General features: G+C 67.2%; 18 protein-coding genes. 9 read left to right on the top strand and 9 right to left on the bottom strand.

All coding sequences use genetic code 11. The features are described from left to right. Positions 1-215: 215 nt before the first annotated feature. Positions 216-1,391, bottom strand: a complete 1,176-nt coding sequence (locus ACWEWT_RS19175) for an acyl-CoA dehydrogenase family protein (protein WP_452560638.1) — start codon at positions 1,389-1,391, stop codon at positions 216-218. 117 nt (positions 1,392-1,508) lie between these two features. Between ACWEWT_RS19175 and ACWEWT_RS19170 the strand changes: the two genes are divergently transcribed. After that, a complete protein-coding gene (locus tag ACWEWT_RS19170) occupies positions 1,509-2,651 on the top strand; it encodes a cystathionine gamma-synthase (RefSeq protein WP_452560637.1) in 1,143 nt (380 codons plus the stop codon). 136 nt (positions 2,652-2,787) lie between these two features. On the opposite strand, the gene greA is transcribed toward ACWEWT_RS19170, so the two are convergent. Then, complete coding sequence (greA, locus tag ACWEWT_RS19165) at positions 2,788-3,282, bottom strand: transcription elongation factor GreA (protein ID WP_058854743.1); 495 nt, start codon at positions 3,280-3,282, stop codon at positions 2,788-2,790. Positions 3,283-3,814: 532 nt separating this feature from the next. Continuing rightward, positions 3,815-4,318 carry a DUF4307 domain-containing protein gene (locus tag ACWEWT_RS19160; protein WP_452560636.1) on the bottom strand — a complete coding sequence of 168 codons (504 nt, stop codon included), beginning with the start codon at positions 4,316-4,318 and terminating at the stop codon, positions 3,815-3,817. 121 nt (positions 4,319-4,439) lie between these two features. Here ACWEWT_RS19160 and mca point away from each other — a divergent pair, with 121 nt between their 5' ends. Together mca and ACWEWT_RS19150 are read left to right on the top strand one after the other, a co-directional pair. Beyond that, the gene (mca, locus tag ACWEWT_RS19155) at positions 4,440-5,306 is read left to right on the top strand and encodes a mycothiol conjugate amidase Mca (protein ID WP_452560757.1); all 867 of its coding nucleotides are present in this window, start codon (positions 4,440-4,442) and stop codon (positions 5,304-5,306) included. Further along, on the top strand, positions 5,306-5,608 hold the full coding sequence (locus ACWEWT_RS19150; RefSeq protein WP_452560635.1) for a hypothetical protein: 303 nt from the start codon (positions 5,306-5,308) through the stop codon (positions 5,606-5,608). The genes mca and ACWEWT_RS19150 overlap by 1 nt, the downstream gene beginning before the upstream one ends. Before the next feature lie 114 nt (positions 5,609-5,722). Here the strand turns inward: ACWEWT_RS19150 and ACWEWT_RS19145 are convergent, their stop codons facing one another. Further along, complete coding sequence (locus ACWEWT_RS19145; protein ID WP_452560633.1) at positions 5,723-6,121, bottom strand: NUDIX hydrolase; 399 nt, start codon at positions 6,119-6,121, stop codon at positions 5,723-5,725. A gap of 70 nt (positions 6,122-6,191) precedes the next feature. Here ACWEWT_RS19145 and ACWEWT_RS19140 point away from each other — a divergent pair, with 70 nt between their 5' ends. After that, positions 6,192-8,240 carry a thioredoxin domain-containing protein gene (locus ACWEWT_RS19140; RefSeq protein WP_452560632.1) on the top strand — a complete coding sequence of 683 codons (2,049 nt, stop codon included), beginning with the start codon at positions 6,192-6,194 and terminating at the stop codon, positions 8,238-8,240. Between the two features lie 86 nt (positions 8,241-8,326). On the opposite strand, the gene ACWEWT_RS19135 is transcribed toward ACWEWT_RS19140, so the two are convergent. Together ACWEWT_RS19135 and trhA are read right to left on the bottom strand one after the other, a co-directional pair. Next, the gene (locus tag ACWEWT_RS19135) at positions 8,327-9,853 is read right to left on the bottom strand and encodes an adenylate/guanylate cyclase domain-containing protein (RefSeq protein WP_452560631.1); all 1,527 of its coding nucleotides are present in this window, start codon (positions 9,851-9,853) and stop codon (positions 8,327-8,329) included. A 125-nt stretch (positions 9,854-9,978) separates the two neighbouring features. Further along, positions 9,979-10,626 carry a PAQR family membrane homeostasis protein TrhA gene (gene trhA, locus ACWEWT_RS19130; RefSeq protein WP_452560755.1) on the bottom strand — a complete coding sequence of 216 codons (648 nt, stop codon included), beginning with the start codon at positions 10,624-10,626 and terminating at the stop codon, positions 9,979-9,981. A gap of 393 nt (positions 10,627-11,019) precedes the next feature. On the opposite strand from trhA, the gene ACWEWT_RS19125 reads away from it, so the two are divergent. Further along, complete coding sequence (locus tag ACWEWT_RS19125) at positions 11,020-11,799, top strand: isoprenyl transferase (protein WP_058854738.1); 780 nt, start codon at positions 11,020-11,022, stop codon at positions 11,797-11,799. A 260-nt stretch (positions 11,800-12,059) separates the two neighbouring features. On the opposite strand, the gene coaA is transcribed toward ACWEWT_RS19125, so the two are convergent. Beyond that, a complete protein-coding gene (gene coaA, locus ACWEWT_RS19120; protein ID WP_452560630.1) occupies positions 12,060-12,992 on the bottom strand; it encodes a type I pantothenate kinase in 933 nt (310 codons plus the stop codon). Between the two features lie 277 nt (positions 12,993-13,269). Between coaA and ACWEWT_RS19115 the strand changes: the two genes are divergently transcribed. The 4 genes from ACWEWT_RS19115 (at position 13,270) to ACWEWT_RS19100 (ending at position 17,496) form a co-directional block, all read left to right on the top strand. Beyond that, complete coding sequence (locus ACWEWT_RS19115) at positions 13,270-14,469, top strand: DUF885 domain-containing protein (protein ID WP_452560629.1); 1,200 nt, start codon at positions 13,270-13,272, stop codon at positions 14,467-14,469. An 85-nt stretch (positions 14,470-14,554) separates the two neighbouring features. Further along, positions 14,555-15,220, top strand: coding sequence for an alpha/beta hydrolase family protein (locus tag ACWEWT_RS19110; RefSeq protein ID WP_452560753.1), 666 nt, complete (start codon positions 14,555-14,557; stop codon positions 15,218-15,220). A 284-nt stretch (positions 15,221-15,504) separates the two neighbouring features. Next, entirely contained in the window at positions 15,505-16,797 is a 1,293-nt protein-coding gene (glyA, locus tag ACWEWT_RS19105) for a serine hydroxymethyltransferase (protein WP_452560627.1), read from the top strand. A gap of 285 nt (positions 16,798-17,082) precedes the next feature. After that, the gene (locus ACWEWT_RS19100) at positions 17,083-17,496 is read left to right on the top strand and encodes a limonene-1,2-epoxide hydrolase family protein (protein WP_452560625.1); all 414 of its coding nucleotides are present in this window, start codon (positions 17,083-17,085) and stop codon (positions 17,494-17,496) included. 79 nt (positions 17,497-17,575) lie between these two features. Here ACWEWT_RS19100 and ACWEWT_RS19095 read toward each other — a convergent pair whose 3' ends face one another. Then, positions 17,576-18,925 carry a PhoH family protein gene (locus ACWEWT_RS19095; RefSeq protein WP_452560623.1) on the bottom strand — a complete coding sequence of 450 codons (1,350 nt, stop codon included), beginning with the start codon at positions 18,923-18,925 and terminating at the stop codon, positions 17,576-17,578. A gap of 395 nt (positions 18,926-19,320) precedes the next feature. Then, complete coding sequence (locus ACWEWT_RS19090; protein WP_452560621.1) at positions 19,321-19,704, bottom strand: DUF488 domain-containing protein; 384 nt, start codon at positions 19,702-19,704, stop codon at positions 19,321-19,323. Between the last annotated feature and the right edge of the window lie 30 nt (positions 19,705-19,734).

Below are 19,734 nucleotides of genomic sequence, written 5' to 3'. Positions count from 1 at the left end.
CCGTGTACTTCACACCGGGCGTTCTCGAATCCGCTCCGGGTGCGAATATCAGGGTGCGCCCCCGGTCGGGCTCGTGGGTGACAGGGAGATGGCTCGCCGATGACGGTTGGTAACAATATCCTCCGTCGGCGCGGGAGACGTTGTGAGGCAGTGTATTCGCCGATAACGGAGTTTGTGCCCACGAAAGGGCTAGTGGACCCGAGTGCTCGGCTGACTCAGCGAAAGGCGGATACGTCGGTCAGTGCCTTGCCGAGCACCAGTTGGTGGACCTCCGCGGTGCCCTCGTAGGTGAGGACCGATTCGAGGTTGTTCGCGTGCCGCAGCACCGGATAGTCCAGCGTGATTCCGTTGGCGCCCAATATGGTGCGGCATTCCCGGGCGATCGCGATGGCTTCGCGGGAGCTGTTGAGTTTGCCGGCGCTCACCTGCTCCGGAGTCAGTTCACCACGATCCTTGAGCCTGCCCAGGTGCAATGCCAGCAGCTGACCCTTACCCAATTCCAATGCCATATCGGCCAATTTGGCCTGGGTGAGTTGATAGGCCGCCAGCGGTTTCTCGAAAACCTCTCGGGTGCGCGAATATTCGATCGCGGTACTCAGACAGTCCCGAGCCGCGCCGAGTGCGCCGAAGATTATGCCGAACCGGGCCTCGTTCAGGCAGGACAGCGGACTCGACAGGCCGGATGCGCCGGGTAGTGCCGCATCGGCGGGCAGGCGTACCCCGTCGAGATCCAGTTCGGCCGTGATCGAGGCCCGCAGGGAGAGCTTCCCCTTCATTTCCCGCGCCGTGAATCCGGGAGTATCCGCGGGCACCAGGAAACCACGCACAGCGTTCTTTCCGTCGGATTCGGTCCGCGCCCACACCACGGCGATATCGGCCACCGACCCATTGGTGATCCACATCTTCGAGCCGTCGAGTACCCAATCGCTGCCGTCACGCCGGGCACGTGTGCGCATCCCGCCGGGGTCGGAACCGAAATCCGGTTCGGTGAGACCGAAACAACCCAGTTTCCGGCCCGCCGCCAGCTCGGGTAGCCACTGTTGTTTCTGTTCCTCGGAGCCGAACCTGTGCACCGCCGTCATCGCCAGCGAGCCCTGTACCGAAACCAGCGACCGGAGCCCGGAGTCGGCCGCCTCCAATTCCTGGCAGGCCAGTCCGTAGCCGGTCGCCGGGAGGCCGGCGCACCCGTAACCCTCGAGATGCATCCCGAGTACGCCCAGCTTTCCGAGCTCCGGTGCGATATCGCGGACCGGGAATTCACCCGCTTCGAACCACTGCGCGATATTCGGCCGGATATGGCGTTCGGTGAAGGCCGCGACGGTATCGCGGATCTCCCGTTCCTCCCCGGTCAGCAGTGAATCTGTGGCGAACAGTTCGGCGACGGTCGGCATGGGGCAAGGGTAACCGGGACGGCCGCCGCGCAGCCGGCGCGGACCAGCACGTGAAATGCTTCACCCGAAGGCCCACCGGCGTACGGGTACCCGGCACCGTCCGTTTAGGGTGGTGGTATGAGCGAACTGGGATTCACCACCAGGGCTGTGCACGCCGGTTACGATCCCGACCCCCGTACCGGCGCGGTGAACGTGCCCATCTATGCCAGTTCCACCTTCGCCCAGGACGGGGTGGGTGGACTGCGGGACGGCTACGAATACGCCCGTACCGGCAACCCGACCCGCACGGTGCTGGAGGCCAATCTGGCGGCCCTGGAGTCCGGCCGCTACGGCCGGGCATTCGCCTCCGGAATGGCCGCCACCGATTGTGCGCTGCGCGCCATGCTGCGGCCCGGCGACCATATCGTCATTCCCGACGACGCCTACGGCGGCACTTTCCGGTTGATCGACAAGGTGTTCACTCGGTGGGGTATCGAACATTCCCCGGCCGCGGTCACCGATATCGACGCCATGCGCGCCGCCATCCGGCCGAATACGAAACTCATCTGGGTGGAATCGCCCACCAACCCGCTGCTCAATATCGGTGATATCCCGGCACTGGCCGATATCGCGCACACCTCGGGCGCCAAATTGGTCGTCGACAACACCTTCGCCACCCCGTACCTGCAACAGCCGCTGCTGCTCGGCGCCGATGTCGTGGTGCATTCGACGACGAAATACCTGGGCGGGCACTCCGACGTCATCGGTGGCGCGCTCGTCACCGACGACGCCGAACTCGACTCCGCGTTCGCGTTCCTGCAGAACGGTGCCGGCGCGGTGCCGGGTCCCTTCGATGCCTTCCTCACCCTGCGCGGCACCAAAACTCTGGCGCTGCGGATGGACCGGCACTGCGACAATGCCGAGACGCTGGCCGAATTCCTGTCCCGCAGCCCCGCCATCAGTCATGTGATCTATCCGGGTCTGCCCGAACATCCCGGTCACGCCGTCGCCGACAAGCAGATGCGCCGTTTCGGCGGAATGATCTCGGTGCGGCTGGCCGGCGGTGTCGAGGCGGCCCGGGATCTGTGCTCGCGTACGAAGGTGTTCACACTCGCCGAATCGCTGGGCGGGGTGGAATCGCTGATCGAACATCCGGCGGCCATGACCCACGCCTCCACGGAGGGGTCGGATCTCGAGGTTCCGGCCGATCTGGTAAGGCTGTCTGTAGGAATCGAGGACATCAGCGACCTGCTGGCCGACCTCGAACAAGCCCTGAGCTGAACCCGCCGGGGCGCCACCGAGCAGCCGGGAGAACACGCGGGATATGAACGAGCGGCCGTATCCGGGAATTCGGATACGGCCGCTCGCGTCGTCATACGGCCGGCCCGCGGTACGTACCGCGAGCCGGCCGGTGGTCTCAGCTGTGGTACGGCTCGGCGCTGACCAGCGTCACCTTCATGAGGTTGCCGTTGGGCAGGTTGTACTCGCGGGTCTCGCCGACCTTCGCGTCGATCAGCGCACCGCCGAGCGGGGAGCTGGGGGAGTAGGTCTCCAGGTCCGGGTTGCCCAGACCTTCTTCGCGGGTCGCGATGAGGAAGGTCTCGGTATCGGATTCGTCACCGTCGTAGTAGACCTTCACCACGGACCCGGGCAGCGCGACACCGGACTTGGTGGGGGCCACGCCGACCTTGGCGTTGTTCAGCAGTTCCTGCAGCTGCCGGATCCGGGCTTCCTGCTGGCCCTGTTCCTCGCGCGCCGCGTGGTAGCCACCGTTCTCCTTGAGGTCGCCTTCTTCGCGACGCTCGTTGATCTCGGCGGCGATGACCGGACGATTGGCGATGAGCGCGTCGAGTTCGCTCTTGAGCCTGTCGTGCGACTCCGGGGTCAGCCAGGTCACTTGGGTCTCAGTCATCTCGATCACTCCCTAGTAGTTGTCCCCGGCAGGCCGGGATTCCCTGATCACTGCGGCAGTCCCACCCGCAGGCAGGCATGCTTCAGCAGACGGCTATCGCGATCTGCGGGTTCGAAAAACCCCGACAGGTCTGATGCCGGGACCCTCCCCGATATCTATCGCGCTGGCCGCCAATGCAGCAAACACGGCTCCGAGCCCCGGAACCGTGTGTCAGGCCATTTTAGCATGATTCACAAAGATGCAGGTCGGGGAAGCTTTTACCGGCGGGTCAGCTATTCGGGCCCGCTGCAGGCGCCAAGCACCACCCCTTACCGCCCGGCCTGAACCCGGCACCTCCCGCCGAATCCGCAATCCCCGCCCGACCGAGGCGGACCACAAACCCAACCCCTCATCTTCCGGATGGTCCACCCCAACGGCGCCCCGGTTCTGGAGCGACAGAGCGAAGGAGCGCAGCGACTGAGCGGCGGAGTGAAGAACCGGGGTTGATAGGGCCCCGCCCCTGCGGCGCCGGAGGCGCCGCCATAAACACAGCTCATTCGGTGCGCAGGTACCCGGGGACTTGGTCGGTGCAGGTGTAGACGGCCGCGGAGGCCGGGCGTTCGGAGGCTTCGACGACCGTGCTCACCTTGACCGTCTTGTCGCGCTCGGTCGGCTGGACCAGCACTTCCCGCCGGCCCACCTCCTGGAGATCCCGGGACATGGCGCGCACCAGGCACACCACCGGTTTCGACGGGTCGTCGCGGGTGAGCCGGATCTGTACCTCGACCGACGAATCGTCGAGCACGGTGTAGCCGAGTTCTTCGGATTCGATGTCCTTCGGACCGAACTGCGCCCAGCCCAGGTAGGCGATACCGACCCCGGCCAGGACCACCAGGCCCGTGAGCAGCGCGCCGATCATGCGGCGATTCGGCCGCGCGCCGCGTCGGCCGTAGCGGTCGGCGTACCGGTCCCGCGCGGAATCGCCGGCTTCCGGGGAAGTCGTGGCGGGGGAGCCGGTGGAGTCGGCGTGCCCGGGGTCCGGCGTGGGCTCGGTCATGATTTCGCGCTCCCGGGGGGTAGGTCGGAACAGAATCGGTCCAGATGGAACTATAGGTAATGAAGTCCGAACACCCGCGACCGAGAGCGACGGTGAACGAGAAGTGAGTGGCCTTCGCCTCATGGCGGTGCACGCCCACCCCGACGACGAATCCAGCAAGGGTGGTGCGACCACGGCCCGCTATGCCGACGAAGGACACGATGTCCTCGTCGTCACGCTGACCGGAGGGGAACGTGGCAGCATCCTCAACCCGGCCATGGACACCCCCGGGGTGCTGGAACGGATGGACGAGATCCGGCGCGAGGAGATGGCGGCCGCGGCCGCCGCGCTGGGGGTCCGGCAGACCTGGCTGGGTTTCGTGGACTCGGGATTGCCCGAGGGTGATCCGCTGCCGCCGGTGCCGGAGGGGTCGTTCGCGCTGGTCCCGCTCGAGGAGGCCACCGAGGCGCTGGTTCGGGTGGTCCGCGAGTTCAAACCGCATGTCATCACCACCTACGACGAGATGGGTGGCTATCCGCACCCGGACCATATCCGCTGCCACGAAGTCTCGGTGGCCGCCTACGAGGCCGCGGGCGATCCGGAGAAGTTCCCGGATGCGGGTGCGCCGTGGACACCGCTGAAGTTGTACTACGACCACGGCTTCTCGATCCGGCGGATGGAGGTGTTCGCCGAGGAGTACGAGAAGCTGGGCGAACCCTTTCCGTTGCAGGAGTGGCTGGACCGGTCCCGGAAGTACGCGGTGGAACGCGGTGACATCATGGCTCGGGTCACCACCCAGGTCGAATGCGGTAAATACTTTCCGCGCCGCGACGACGCGCTGCGCGCGCACGCCACCCAGGTGGACCCGAACGGCGCGTTCTTCGCCATTCCGCTGGAGATGCAGCAGCGGCTGTGGCCGACCGAGGAATTCGAGCTGGCGCGTACCCGGGTGAGCACCGATATTCCGGAGACCGATCTGTTCGCCGGTATCACCGACGAGAACCGCTGATGGCGACCGCGCAGCTCTCCGTATTCGCGACCACGCTGCTCGCGCAGACACCCGGTACGCCGACCGGTCCGGAGTTCGGGAAGGCGTCGCCGCTCGGCTTGGCGATCGTGCTGATCCTGCTGGCCGGTACCTTCCTGCTGGTCCGCTCGATGAACAAACATCTGAAGAATCTGCCGGAGACCTTCGAGCCCGAACATCCGGAACCGGATCAGGAGGCCGACGAGGGCACCGAACACGGGGTGGCACGGCGTGCGGAGCCGAGCACGAACGGTGGCGGCGACGACCGCGACCGTCCTTCGTAGCGGCGGCCACCGGGAACCGGGCTTCCCGGTGGGGCCATCGGCTTTCCGCGGTGGCTGTCGCGGCCGGCCGGAGCGTTATCGATCGGATGACCGGCGAGCCGGTGGTCACGTGGGTTACCAGTCGATCAGGTCCAGCCGGTGCAGATGTTCGAAGACCAGTAGTGAACCCGGCGCGACCTCGGCCATGGCGGCGTATTCAGCGCCGGTGAAATAGCGGAATTCGGCGATCTCGCCGAGGGCGCTGGGTTCGGCGGTGACCTCGGCCAGGAAACAGGTCATATGCAGCCGCGTGCCGGCGGTGTGCCCGTATGCCTCCGCTTCGAAAACTCCCAGTTCGCTCACCTCGGCGACACCGACGCCGAGTTCCTCACGGACCTCCCGGTGCAGCGCCTGTAGTGCGCTCTCCCCGGCATCGATCTTCCCGCCGGCCATGTAGAAGACGGTTTTTCCGGTCGAGCGGGTCTGGATCAGGCGGCGGTCACGGATATGGGCCAGGGCGGCGGTTCTGATCACGGGTCCACCGTAGGAGCCGGTGGAGGCGCGGGGCTCGGCAGGGCGGTGACGGCCGTGAGAGGGTGGAAGTGTGAATCGTCTGGGACGCGCGACCTCACCGTATCTGCGTCAGCACGCGGACAATCCCGTGCACTGGCGGGAATGGGATGCCGACGCGCTCGCCGAAGCCGCGGCGCGCGATGTACCGATCCTGCTGTCCATCGGGTACGCGTCCTGTCACTGGTGTCATGTGATGGCCCACGAATCGTTCGCCGACGAAACCACCGCCGCGCAGATGAACGACGAATTCGTCTGTATCAAGGTCGACCGCGAGGAGCGCCCGGACCTGGACGCCGTCTATATGAACGCCACGGTCGCGATGACCGGGCAGGGCGGCTGGCCGATGACCTGTTTCCTGACCCCGGCGGGTGAACCGTTCTACTGCGGGACCTACTACCCGAAGGTGCCGCGCGGTGGAATGCCGTCGTTCACCCAGTTGCTCACCGCGATCACCGACACCTGGCGTAACCGCCGGGCCGATGTCGATACCGCGTCCGAACAGGTGGCCGCGGCATTGCGCGAGCAGGCGGGCGGGATCCCGAAAACCGAACTCACCGTTACCGCCGAACTACTGGACCATGCGGTCGCCGCTGTCCTGCGCGATTTCGACGAGACCAACGGTGGTTTCGGCGGCGCACCGAAATTCCCACCGGCCGCGCTGCTGGAGGGCCTGTTGCGCAACTGGGAACGGACCGGTGACCCCGCGGTGCGAGCGGTGGTGGACCGGACGGCCGAGGCCATGGCCCGCGGCGGTATCTACGACCAGTTGCGCGGTGGTTTCGCCCGCTATTCGGTGGATGCGGCCTGGGTGGTCCCGCATTTCGAGAAGATGCTCTACGACAACGCGCAACTGCTGCGTTTCTACGCGCATCTCGCCCGCCGGAGTCCCGGCGACCGGCTGCCACGCCGGATCACCGAGGAAGTGGTGGGTTTCCTGCTGGACGACCTGTCCACGGCGCACGGTCTCGCCTCCGCGCTGGACGCCGACACCCATGTGGAGCCGGGCGAGCCCGGCGTGGAGGGCGCGACCTACGTCTGGAACCCCGCCGAGTTGGCCGGGGCGCTCGGTCCGATCGACGGCGCGTGGGCCGGGGAGGTTTTCGGGGTCACGACGGCGGGGAATTTCGAGCAGGGCTGTTCGGTGCTCACCCTGCGCGCCGATCCGGACGACAGTACACGGTTCGAACGGGCCCGCACCGCGTTGCGCGCCGCCCGGGGACGCCGCCCGCAGCCCGACCGCGACGACAAGGCGGTCACCGCCTGGAACTGTATGGCGATCACCGCGCTCTGCGAGGCCGCCCGCGCACTCGACCGGCGCGACTGGTTCGACGCCGCCTACGATCTCGCCCGGGTGATCCTCGACCGGCACGTCGTCGACGGCCGGGTGTTGCGCGCTGCGCTGGGGGGCGTCGCCGGTAGCGCACCGGGCGTCCTCGAGGACTACGCCTGGCTGGCCACCGCGCTGCTGGCCCTGCACCAGTACTCCGGTTCGGCCGGCTGGCTACCGGATATCCACCGGATCCTGGATGCGGCCGTTACGCATTTCGCCGATCCGGACGAGCCCGGTAGCTGGTTCGATACCGCCGACGATGCCGAAACGCTCATCGCGCGCCCCCGGGATCCGGTCGACGGCGCCACCCCCGCCGGGGCATCGGTACTGGCCGAAGCGCTGCTGACCGCATCGGCTGTTGCCGAACCCGACCGCGCCGGCCGCTACCGCGAACTGGCCGAACACACCCTGGCGCGCGGGGCGGTGGTGCTGGCGAAGGCACCTCGGTCGGCGGGGCAGTGGCTGACGGTGGCCGAGGCGGCACTCCAGGGTCCGCTGCAGATCGCCATCTCCACCACGGGCTACCGGCCGGTGGGTGACACGGAGCTGCTGGAGGTCGCCCGGGAATGCGCGCCCGGCGGGGCCGTCGTCATCCGGGCCGATGTGGATACCGTCCCGCTGCTCGCCGACCGGCCCTCGATCGAGGGTACGGCGGCGGCTTATGTATGCCGGGGTTCGGTCTGCGATCTGCCGGTGACCACCGCCGCCGCGTTGCGGGCCGCGCTGACCGGACCGGTGGCCTCGACGTAGGAGTCGGGCGGTTCGGTGTCCGCCGGGTGGGCAGGGTGGCCCGGTGGTCCCGCTCCGGATTGGTCCGGCCGTCTCTTGCCCGTGCGTCAGTGCGGTGCGGTGCTCTCGCGGTCGGTCCAGGAGGGGGTCGGGGCGTCGATACCGCGCAGTGCGACGGAGCCGTACTTCACCCATTCGGCGCGTTCGGCGGTATCGGCGGCGTCGATCACACTCTGGGAGACCAGGATGCGCCGGGGGACCTCCTTGGCCCGGGTGGTGAGCCGCGCCGCCGCGTTCACCGCGTCCCCGATCACCGTGTACTCGCGGCGGGTGTCGGTCCCGATATCCCCGGCGAACACCCGGCCGCGGGCCACGCCGATCCCGATATCGAGCTCGCCCGCCGCCAGGATCTCGTCCCGGATCCGGCGAGCCGCGCGCAGGGCGGGAGTCGCATTGTCGGCCAACGCGATCGGGGCGCCGAAGATACACAGCGCCGCGTCACCCTCGAACTTGTTCACCAGGCCGTCGTTCTCCTCGGTCGCGGCGACCACGGTAGTCATCAACCGGTTGAGCATGGCCACGAACTCCTGCGGTGGCAGTCCGGTGGAGATCGCCACCGAGCCGGTGACATCCACGAACAGCGCCGAAACCTCCCGCACATCACCGGTGAGATCGATACCACCGGCCAGCGCCCGTTCGGCCACCTCCTCGCCCACATGACGCCCGAACACATCGCGCATGCGCAGCCGCTCGCGCAGATTCGCCGACATCTCGTTGACCGAATGTTCGAGCCGCCCGATCTCGCTGGCGCTGCCGACCGAGACCCGGACATCGAGATCGCCCCGGGTGATCCGGTCCACGGCGATTCGCAGGGTCCGCAGCGGCGCGGCCACGGCGCGGGCCAGCGCCCAGGTCGCCAGGACACCGACGAGGAGGCTGATGGCCGCGAGATAGATACCGGTCCGGATGCGATGTTCCATGGTGGTGGCGGGGTCGGCCAGTACCACGATCAGCGCACTGAGCGGCATAGCACCCGAGACGGCCCAGGCCAGGGCCACCCGGATGAATACCGAGGAACTCCAGTGCATGGTCGCGCCGAGTACTCCGGCGACGATCGGTACCACGGGCCGGATCACGCGATCCACGACCAGATAGGTGATACCGGCGGATTCGAGCCCGCCGATGGAGAACATCGCCAGCAGGACGGTGACATCGTTCTCGGTGGTGAGCCGGGCGAGCAGGATCGCCGACAGCACCACCCCGGGGGCCCACATCAACAGCGAGCGGATGGTGATCGCGAGGGGCAGATGCAGTATCCGCCGCGCCTCCTCCGGGGTCGGTTTACGGGAGCCGTCCAGCCAGGCGAAATAGCTCATCCGGTCCCGGATGGCGAGCGCGATCCCGAACAGTGACGCGATGGCCGGGTAGACGGCGACCATGATCAGCCCGGTCAGCTGGTCGGAGCCGACGCGACCGGGGAAGCCGATGAGCACCAGTTCGGTGACGATCACCGCGAGGCCGCTCAGATGCGCGGCGATGACAACCGACGCCAGGCCCCAGCGGGCCCGGACGGTCCACTGCATCAGCCGGGTGATCACCCTGGACCGGGGCCGGGATCCGAGACTGTAGGCCATCGTCGAGCTACCCGCGGTGGCCGCTGGAGTACCGGCGGCCGGTATCGAAGGACACGAATCAGGAGCCTAATCGACGCAGCTGGGCAGATGCCCGTGAACGACCTCTCCCGGCTGTCGCGATCCGGTCATCCGAGCAGCACCAGCCAGACCGCCGCGTAGTGGCAGAGCGCGGCCACCACGGTGGCGGCGTGGAAGAACTCGTGGTGGCCGAAGGTGCTCGGCCACGGATTCGGCCAGCGGGTCGCGTAGAGGATCGCGCCGCCGCTGTAGGCCAGTCCACCGGCGACCAGCAACAGGACCGCGGGCAGGCCGACCGACCGATAGAGTTCGCCGCCCACCGGTACCACCGCCCAGCCCAGCAGCAGATACAGCGGGACGCCCACCCACCGCGGGGCATGGGGCCACAGCACCTTCAACGCCACCCCGGCCAGCGCGCCCGTCCACACCACGGCGAGCAGGATCGGGCCGGTCGGGGCGGGCAGGCCGAGCAGTGCGAACGGGGTGTAGGTGCCCGCGATGAAGAGGAAGATCATCGAGTGGTCGGCGCGTTTCATCCGGGTGCGCGCCTGGACGGTTGGCCAGGTGATGCGGTGGTACACCGCGCTGACCCCGAACAGCGCGCAGATGGTGAGCCCGTAGATCGCCGTCGCCACCACCGCCGTCGCCGATACCGTGGCCGCCACCGCGACCAGGGCGATCACGGCCAGCGCGGCGAACCCGGTGGCCCAGGTGTGGATCCAGCCGCGCATCCGGGGTTTGACCAGCGCGACCAGGGAATCGGCCGGATTGGGGACGGGATCGTCGCCGTCCGGGCCGGTCCGCTGATCGACCCCGGTTTCCAGAACGGTGCCGGGCGGATCGAGATCGCCGGGGTCCGGGAGACCGCCGGGGGACTGGTCGGGCACGTGACCTCCTGGTCGGTTCTGGGCTGGGCCGCCGTCGACGACAGCGCGGCGGGTCCGGCCGCCGGGCCGGTCCGCGGGCAGTAGCGGCCCGGTCTGCGAGCGGAACGCAACCCGTGGGTAACCTACGGCGGCGTAGGTTTCTCTCTCCGGCTACTGTACCGGCTCGGCCCCGGACGCGGGCGGTGTCGCCCCTGGCATGGGCGCCACCGCATTCCGCGACAACTAGGGACCTGGAACGGAAAAGGCGTACTGTAGGTCGTCGTGGAATTTCCGAGTCGGCTGCGGGGCTTTCCGTATCGCATCTACGAGGCCCGTCTGGCCAAGCAGCTTGCGGATAAACAGCATCCGCGGCATGTGGCGGTGGTGTGTGACGGCAATCGCCGCTGGGCCCGGGAGAACGGGTTCACCGATATCACGCACGGGCATCGCGTCGGTGCCCTGAAAGTCGCCGAACTGGTCAGCTGGTGCGAAGCCGAAGGAATCGAGCTCGTCACCGTCTACCTGCTCTCCACCGAGAACCTCAGCCGTGGCCAAGAGGAGCTGGAAACCCTCTTCGAAGTCATCACCGACGTCGTGGAAGAACTGGCCGCACCGGAACAGAACTGGCGGGTCCGGATCGTCGGTACCCTCGACGGCCTCCCCGACCTGGTCGCAAAACGTATGCGCACCGCCACCGAACGTACCCGTGAACGCACCGGCACCCACGTCAATGTCGCCATCGGCTACGGCGGCCGGCAGGAGATCGCCGACGCGGTCCGCCAACTGGTCCGCCAGGAGATATCGGCCGGGGAAACCGGCGAAGACCTGGTCCAATCCATTACGGTCAGCGCCATCGGCCAGCATCTCTACACCTCCGGCCAACCCGACCCCGACCTGGTGATCCGCACCTCCGGCGAACAGCGCCTCTCCGGCTTCCTGCTCTGGCAGAGCGCCTACTCCGAGATCTGGTTCACCGAGGTCTACTGGCCCGAATTCCGCCGCGTCGACTTCCTCCGCGCCCTCCGCGACTACGCCGCCCGCCACCGCCGCTACGGCACCTGAACTGTGGTTGTTCGGCGGCGCCTGCGGCGCCGCGGGTCGAGGCCCCTGAGGTCCCGCCGTTCAGCCCTCGGGACTCGAGCCTTCGGCTCATGCGATGTGCGGTCGGCCGTCCGCGGAATGTGACCTCTGAGCACCTTCGGCCAAGGGGCCGGACGGGCCTCGACCTTTGTGGGCCTCGTAGGGCTCGGCGCCAAAGGGGCACCGCCCGCCCATGTCGTGTTTCGCGATCCGGGGGCGAGAGGTGTGCTCGGCGACGGGGGTCACAGCTTCCGCAATCGCAACCGGTTGATCGTGTGGTCGGAGTCCTTGCGAAGGACCAGCGTGGCCCGGGGCCGCGTGGGCAGGATGTTGTCCACCAGGTTGGGGCGGTTCGTGGAGTTCCAGATATCCTTCGCCGCGGCCGTCGCTTCGACGTCGGTGAACTTGGCGTAGTGGTGGAAATGAGCTTTCGGGTCCGCGAATCCCGTGGCCCGCAGGCTGAGGAACCTTCGTACATACCAGGTTTCGATATCCTCGATCCGGGCGTCGACATAGATCGAGAAGTCGAAGAGATCGGAGACCATCAGCCGGGGGCCCGTCTGCAATACATTGAGGCCCTCGACGATGAGGATATCCGGCTGGCGTACACAGTGGAATTCGCCCGGGACGATATCGTAGGAGATATGTGAATAGACCGGTGCGCATACTTCTTCGGCGCCCGATTTCACCTCGGTGACGAATCGCAGCAGTTTGCGGCGGTCGTAACTCTCCGGGAACCCCTTACGGTGCATGATGCCGCGCCGGGTGAGTTCCGCCGTGGGATAGAGGAATCCGTCGGTGGTCACCAGGTCGACGCGAGGGTGGTGATCCCAGCGGGCCAGCAGCGCCTGCAGCACGCGGGCCGTGGTGGATTTACCCACCGCCACACTGCCGGCGACCCCGATCACGAAGGGCACCTGTTTGTCCGGATGGGATTCCCCGAGGAAGGTGGCGGTGGCCGCGAACAGCCGCTGTCTCGCCGCCACCTGCAGATGGATCAGTCGGGCCAAGGGCAGGTAGACCTCGGCCACTTCTTCCAGATCGATCTGTTCGCCCAGACCCCGCAGCCCGATCAGTTCCTCTTCGGTGAGCACCAGCGGAGTCGATTTGCGCAGTTCCCGCCACCGTTTCCGGTCGAATTCCACATACGGACTCGGCTCGCTCGCCTTGGCCATCTACTCAGCGCTCCACTCTGCCGGACACTCGTGTTCACGGTGCCGCTCTCGTGGGACGCCGCCGCTGCGGCTGTCGCGACCCCGGCAGGTCCGGCGCTCTGGCTGTGCCCTCATGGCTGAATTCTGCCCCTCATAGGGGAGCGGGTGAGCGAGGGGGTCCATTACCGGGTGTCCCGGCGCGGGTGTCCGGCGGGGACCGGGAGGTAGGGCCGACAAACGGTGGCCGACCCGCGCAGCGGGCCGCCGTAGTCCGGTCGCGCGCATTAGGGTCGGTGCCATGGAAGCCCATCCCTTGGTGATCGATTATCTGCGGCTCGGTCTGGCCTTCGACCGGATCGAAGAGGGATTCGTCGACGCCTACACCGCCGATCCCCGGTTGCGGCAGGAGATCGAGAACGCGCCGAAACCCGAACCGCGGGAGCTGGCGCGGACGGCCGCGCGCCTGCGCGCGGAACTGCCGAACGCCGGACTGTCCCCGGAACGGACCGAGTTCATCGACGCGCATCTGCGGGCACTGGAGTGTTCGGGCCGCAAATTCGCCGGCGACGAGATCGGGTTCGTCGACGAGGTCAGCGCCTACTTCGATGTCGAGATCGCGCCCGGCGACCCCGCGGACTATCAGGACGCGCACCGCAAGATCGACGAGGTCCTGGGCGGGTCGGGACCGCTGATCGAACGGATGGCCGCCCACCGCAAGGCCGACGAGATCCCGCCGGACCGGCTGGCGGCCTGCGTCGAGGCGTTCTCCGGTGCGCTCCGCGAACTGGTGCGCGCCCGGTATCCGCTGCCCGATCACGAACACGTCACCTACGAGGTGGTCGGCGACAAGCCGTGGTCCGGATTCAACTACTACCTCGGCAACTACCGGTCCACGGTCGCGATCAACTCCGATCTGCGCCAGCACATGGCGAATCTCCCGCGGCTCATCTCGCACGAGTCCTACCCCGGCCACCACACCGAACACTGCCGTAAAGAATCCGGGTTGGTCGCCGCCGGTCAGGCCGAGCAGACCATCTTCCTGGTGAACACCCCGCAGTGCCTGATGGCCGAGGGACTGGCCGATCTGGCGTTGCGCTCGATCGTCGGACCCGGCTGGGGCCGGTGGGCGCAGGAGATCTATGCCGATCTTGGGTTGCGGTTCGACGGCGAACGCGCCGAACGGCTCTCCGAAGCCTCCGGGCAGCTACTCGGCGTCCGGCAGGATGCCGCGCTGATGCTGCACGACCAGGGCCGGGACGCCGACGAAGTAGCGGCCTTCCTGGAGCGCTGGTCGCTCACCACCGCCGACCGGGCGCGGCAATCGCTGCGCTTCCTGTCCTCGCCGCTGTGGCGGGCCTATGTCAGCACCTACGTGGAGGGATACAAACTGCTGGGCGGCTGGCTGGACCGTGCCGTGGACGAGGACGAACGCGCTGACCGCTTCCGCCGCCTGCTCGACGAACCCCTCATCCCGTCCACACTCCGCGCGGCTGCCTGACCGGATCCCGGATCGCGGCTGTTCCGCGGGGTCGTGATCGCCCCGGCGGCGAGGTGTACGCGCGCGCGTCACTCCGGACGGCGATCTGGAGATCGTCCGCTGGAGTTTCGTCCCCGCCGCGCAGCTCATGGCCAACCGTGGATACGCGGTGTTGCAGATCAACTTCCGTGGGTCCACCGGTTACGGGAAGGCCTTCGTCGAGGCCGCCATCGGTGAATTCGCCGGCGAGATGCACGACGATGTCATCGACGGTGTGCGCTGGGCCGTCGCCGCGGGCTACGCCGGTGGCGATCTTCGGCGGCTCCTACGGCGGATACGCATCCCTCGTCGGTGTCACCTTCACCCGGATGTCTTCGCCGCGGCCGTCGACTACGTCGGTATCTCCGACCCGGCGAACTTCCCGCGCACCATCCCCCCGTTCTCCGCGCACCACGTGGCCAACAACTGGCACCTGTTCGTCGGTAACCCCGACGATCCCGAACAGGAAGCCGATATGCTCGCCCGCTCACCGGTCACCTACGCCGACCGGATCCGTACACCGCTGCTGGTGATCCAGGGCGCCAACGACGTCCGCGTCGTCCGCGCGGAGTCCGACAACCTCGTCGCGGCGCTCCGGGCCCGTGGGGTCGAGGTCGAGTACATGGTCAAAGAAGACGAAGGCCACGGCTTCGTGAACCCCGGCAACCAGATCGAGATGTACCACGCGATCGAGCGTTTCTTCGCCCGGCACCTCAACACCCCGGACGAATAGACGGCGGGTTCGGCCGCGGGCTCGAGAGACCACATCTCGTGCCCACCGCCTTCGCGAACGAGCTCTGAAAGTGGGAGAAATGCGACGCCGAGCGCATGAGTTAAGCCGCCAGGACCGGCGACTGCCCACCGCGCATTGTGTCGTGACCCATCCGAGAAGGTCCCGAACTCGCGAAGTCCCTCCTCCACTTCCCCAGCCGGTCGGCATTCGCAGGCGGGCCCCGCCCGCCCCGCCGAAGGCGGGGCAGATAAACACAGCGCGGGTACGGCTCATACACTGACCTGGTGACGCAGACGACCGCCTCTGTCAATACCCAGTCTCTCGGTGAGCTCGATCCGGAACTCGCCGCCGCGATGGCGGGCGAGCTCGCCCGCGAACGCGACACCCTGGAAATGATCGCGTCGGAGAACTTCGTGCCGCGTGCGGTGCTGCAGGCGCAGGGCAGTGTGCTCACCAACAAGTACGCCGAGGGTTATCCCGGCCGTCGCTACTACGGCGGTTGTGAACACGTCGATGTCGTCGAGAACCTCGCCCGGGAGCGCGCCAAGGCGCTGTTCGGTGCCGATTTCGCGAATGTGCAGCCGCATTCCGGAGCCCAGGCCAATGCCGCGGTGCTCATGTCGCTGCTCGATCCGGGCGATCGTCTGCTCGGCCTCGATCTGGCCCACGGCGGCCACCTCACCCACGGTATGCGGCTGAACTTCTCCGGCAAGCTCTACGAAGTCCACTCCTACGGTGTCTCCAAAGAAGACCACCGGGTGGATATGGACAATGTGCGGGCCATCGCGCGGGAGTCGCGGCCGAAGGTGATCGTCGCCGGGTGGTCGGCGTATCCGCGGCAGCAGGATTTCGCGGCGTTCCGCGAGATCGCCGACGAGGTGGGCGCCTACCTGTGGGTGGATATGGCGCATTTCGCCGGCTTGGTCGCCGCCGGTCTGCATCCCTCGCCGGTACCGCACGCCGATGTCGTGTCCTCGACGGTCCACAAGACTCTCGGTGGTCCTCGTTCGGGCCTGATCCTGGCCAAGCAGGACTACGCGAAGAAGCTCAACAGCTCGGTGTTCCCGGGTCAGCAGGGCGGGCCGCTGATGCATGTCATCGCGGCGAAAGCGGTCGCGTTCAAGATCGCTGGAACGCCCGAGTTCGCCGAACGTCAGCAGCGCACGCTGACCGGCGCGAAGATTCTCGCCGAACGCCTCACCGGCGCCGATGTCGCGGGTAAGGGCATCAGCGTGCTGACCGGCGGCACCGATGTACATCTGGTCCTGGTGGATCTGCGTAATTCCGATCTCGACGGTCAGCAGGGCGAAGATCTGCTGCACGAGGTCGGTATCACGGTCAACCGCAACGCGGTTCCCTTCGACCCCCGCCCGCCGATGGTCACCTCCGGTCTGCGTATCGGTACCGCCGCACTGGCCACCCGTGGTTTCGGCGATACCGAATTCACCGAGGTCGCCGATATCATCGCAACGGCGCTGGCCGGCGGCGCCGACCTGGACGCCCTGCGCGGCCGGGTCAAGAAACTGGCCAACGACCTCCCGCTGTACCAGGGCCTGGAGGACTGGAACCTGCTGTAATTCCGGCCCCGCCTTCGGCGGGGCGGGGCCCTATCGACCCCGGTTCTTCACTCCGCCGCTCAGTCGCTGCGTTCCTTCGCTCTGTCGCTCCAGAACCGGGGCGGGCCCCGCCTTGGCGGTTTGCAGTTCGGAGGAGGAGTGGGTCCGGTGGTGGTCCTGTGGTGGTCCTGTGGCCGACCACCCCGCAGGGTTCTGAACGGCTCGGTTCCGATCTGGATCGGAACCGGGTTCGTGGATTCGATGCTCACCCTGGCCCCGGCCGGGTGCCGGCTCTAGGCTCGGAACATGGATACCGACCTGAATCAGGACGCGGTCACCACCGTCCGCGAGTTCTTCGACGCGATGGAGATCGGCGCGCTCGACGAGGCGCTGGAACTGGTGCATCCCGATATCGTCTGGAAGAACACCTCGCTGCCCGATGTGCGCGGGGCGCGCCGGGTCGGGAAGCTGCTGCGCGGTCTGGACCGGGAGCAGTTCGGGTTCTCCGCGGAGATGCACCATATCGCGGCGGAGGGTTCGGTGGTACTCACCGATCGCACCGATGTGCTGCGGTTCGGGCCGGTGAACATCTCGTTCTGGGTGATGGGGACGTTCGAACTGCGTGACGGCCGAATCGTGCTGTGGCACGACCATTTCAGCTGGGAGAACTTCGTGCGCGGTACCGCGGTCGGGGTGCTGAAAGCGCTCTTCGGCCGCTGACCCGTCATATCGCTGTACGGCGCAGGCCGTTCGGGAGCGCCGCGAAACGCTCCCGAACGGCCGGGTCGTGCGCCGGACCCTAGGCGTTGGGCCCGTACTCCTCCAGCATCTCGGTGACCAGTGCGGCGATCGGCGACCGTTCGCTGCGGGTCAGGGTGATATGCGCGAACAAGGGGTGTCCCTTGAGCTTTTCGATCACCGCGGCGACACCGTCGTGCCGGCCGACCCGCAGATTGTCGCGCTGGGCCACATCGTGGGTGAGGACCACCCGGGAGCCCCCGCCGAGCCGGCTCAGCACTGTCAGCAGAACATTGCGTTCCAGTGACTGGGCCTCGTCGACGATCACGAACGAATCGTGCAGTGAACGACCCCGGATATGGGTCAGCGGAAGGACTTCGAGCATCCCACGGCTGAGTACCTCCTCCATCACCTCCCGGCTGGCCAGACCGTCCAGCGTGTCGAAGACGGCCTGCGCCCACGGGCCCATCTTCTCGTTCTCGGTGCCGGGCAGGTAGCCGAGTTCCTGTCCGCCCACCGCGTAGAGCGGCCGGAACACGACGACCTTGCGTTGAGTGCGCTTCTCCAGCACCGCTTCCAGACCGGCGGTGAGCGCCAGTGCCGATTTACCGGTACCGGCCCGGCCACCCAGCGAAACGATCCCGACACTCTCGTCGAGCAGCAGATCCAGCGCCACCCGCTGTTCCGCGGAGCGGCCGTGCAGGCCGAACGCCTCCCGTTCCCGTACCAGCTGTACCCGCTTGTCCGGGGTGATCCGGCCGAGCGCGCTGGAACTACTGCCCAACAGCCGGATTCCGGTGTGGCAGGGCAGTTCTCGTGCCTCGTCGAGATCCACGACCGATTCGCTGTAGAGCCGGTCGACGATTTCGGAGGCGGTATCTATTTCGACCATGCCGGTCCAGCCGGAGGTCACCACATCCTGTGCGTGGTACCCCTCCGCCGTCAGACCTACCGCGCTGGCCTTCACCCGCATCGGGATGTCCTTGGACACCAGCACCACCTGGGATCCCTCGGCCGCGAAGTTCAGCGCACAGGCCAGGATGCGGGAATCGTTGCTCTCGGTGCGGAAACCGACCGGTAGCACCGAGGGGTCGGTGTGGTTCAGTTCCACCTGCAACGTGCCGCCCTCGGTGCCTATCGGCAGCGGCTCGTCGAGTCGTCCGTGGGCCACCCGCAGATCGTCGAGCATGCGCAGGGCCTCGCGGGCGAACCAGCCGAGTTCGTGGTGGTGCCGTTTACCTTCGAGTTCGCTGATCACGACCAGCGGTAACACCACATGGTGTTCGCCGAACCGGGTCACTGCCCAGGGATCGGACAGCAGTACCGAGGTATCGATGACGAAGGTTTTCAAACCTTTCTGAACGAAGCGAGAATTCGCCGATGGGGCGGATACGGAGCGATTATCAGTCACGGTAGGCTCCTAGGGTCTGCGCGGCACCCACACAGACAGTCTCGCTGGGCCGGTAGGTCCGGATGGCTGCCGACGGAGTGCGTCAGCGGCCACGAGGACCGGGTGCCGGCCCCCTCGTACTGAGTTTCTCAGTCACGGTCTGGACCTCCCGAGCGAGCCGCAACGTGCGACCCGCCACTCCGAAGCTACCTCCTCACCACCCCTGAGCGCTCGCAGAAATGCGGGAGGCTTTGATGAATTCGCTGTGAACGCTGCCCGGTTCCACCGGTTTCGCGCAGGTCAAGTCGGGTATCGGCGGCCCTCGATCGATTCGGATCGGGTATGGGTCCAATTCGTCCGGTTCGCTCACGGAGACGGCGTGTTCGCTCCGGATTCGCCTTCGTGTCGCGCGCCGGTCAGTCGCGCAGCTGCTCCACGAGCACCGGAACATGGCTGTGACCCGGCTCCTTGACCGCGGTCAGCAGAGTGACCGGTGGGTCGGCCGCGACACGCTCCCGCAATCGGTCCAGGATGTCGCGGGCCGCCGGGGCGGCGAGTTCATCGCGATAGCGTTCGGTGAATTCGGCGCGGCGGTGCTCGGGATCCTCGTGGAACCACCGGCGCAGCTCGGTGGAGGGGGTGATGTCCTTGGCCCATTCGTCGATCCGCGCCGCGGCCTTGGCAACCCCACGCGGCCACAGGCGGTCGACGAGCACCCGGTATCCGTCGCCCGGTTCGGGCGCTTCGTAGACACGTTTGACCTGGAAGCCGGGCGGTGGGGTCGGGGTTTCGTCGGTCATCCGGTCATCGCAGCACGGTGGCCGGCGGAT

Source organism: Nocardia sp. NPDC003963 (assembly GCF_053605105.1).
Note: the sequence above shows the minus strand (reverse complement) of the source record. Positions and strands in the feature narration are given on the sequence as shown.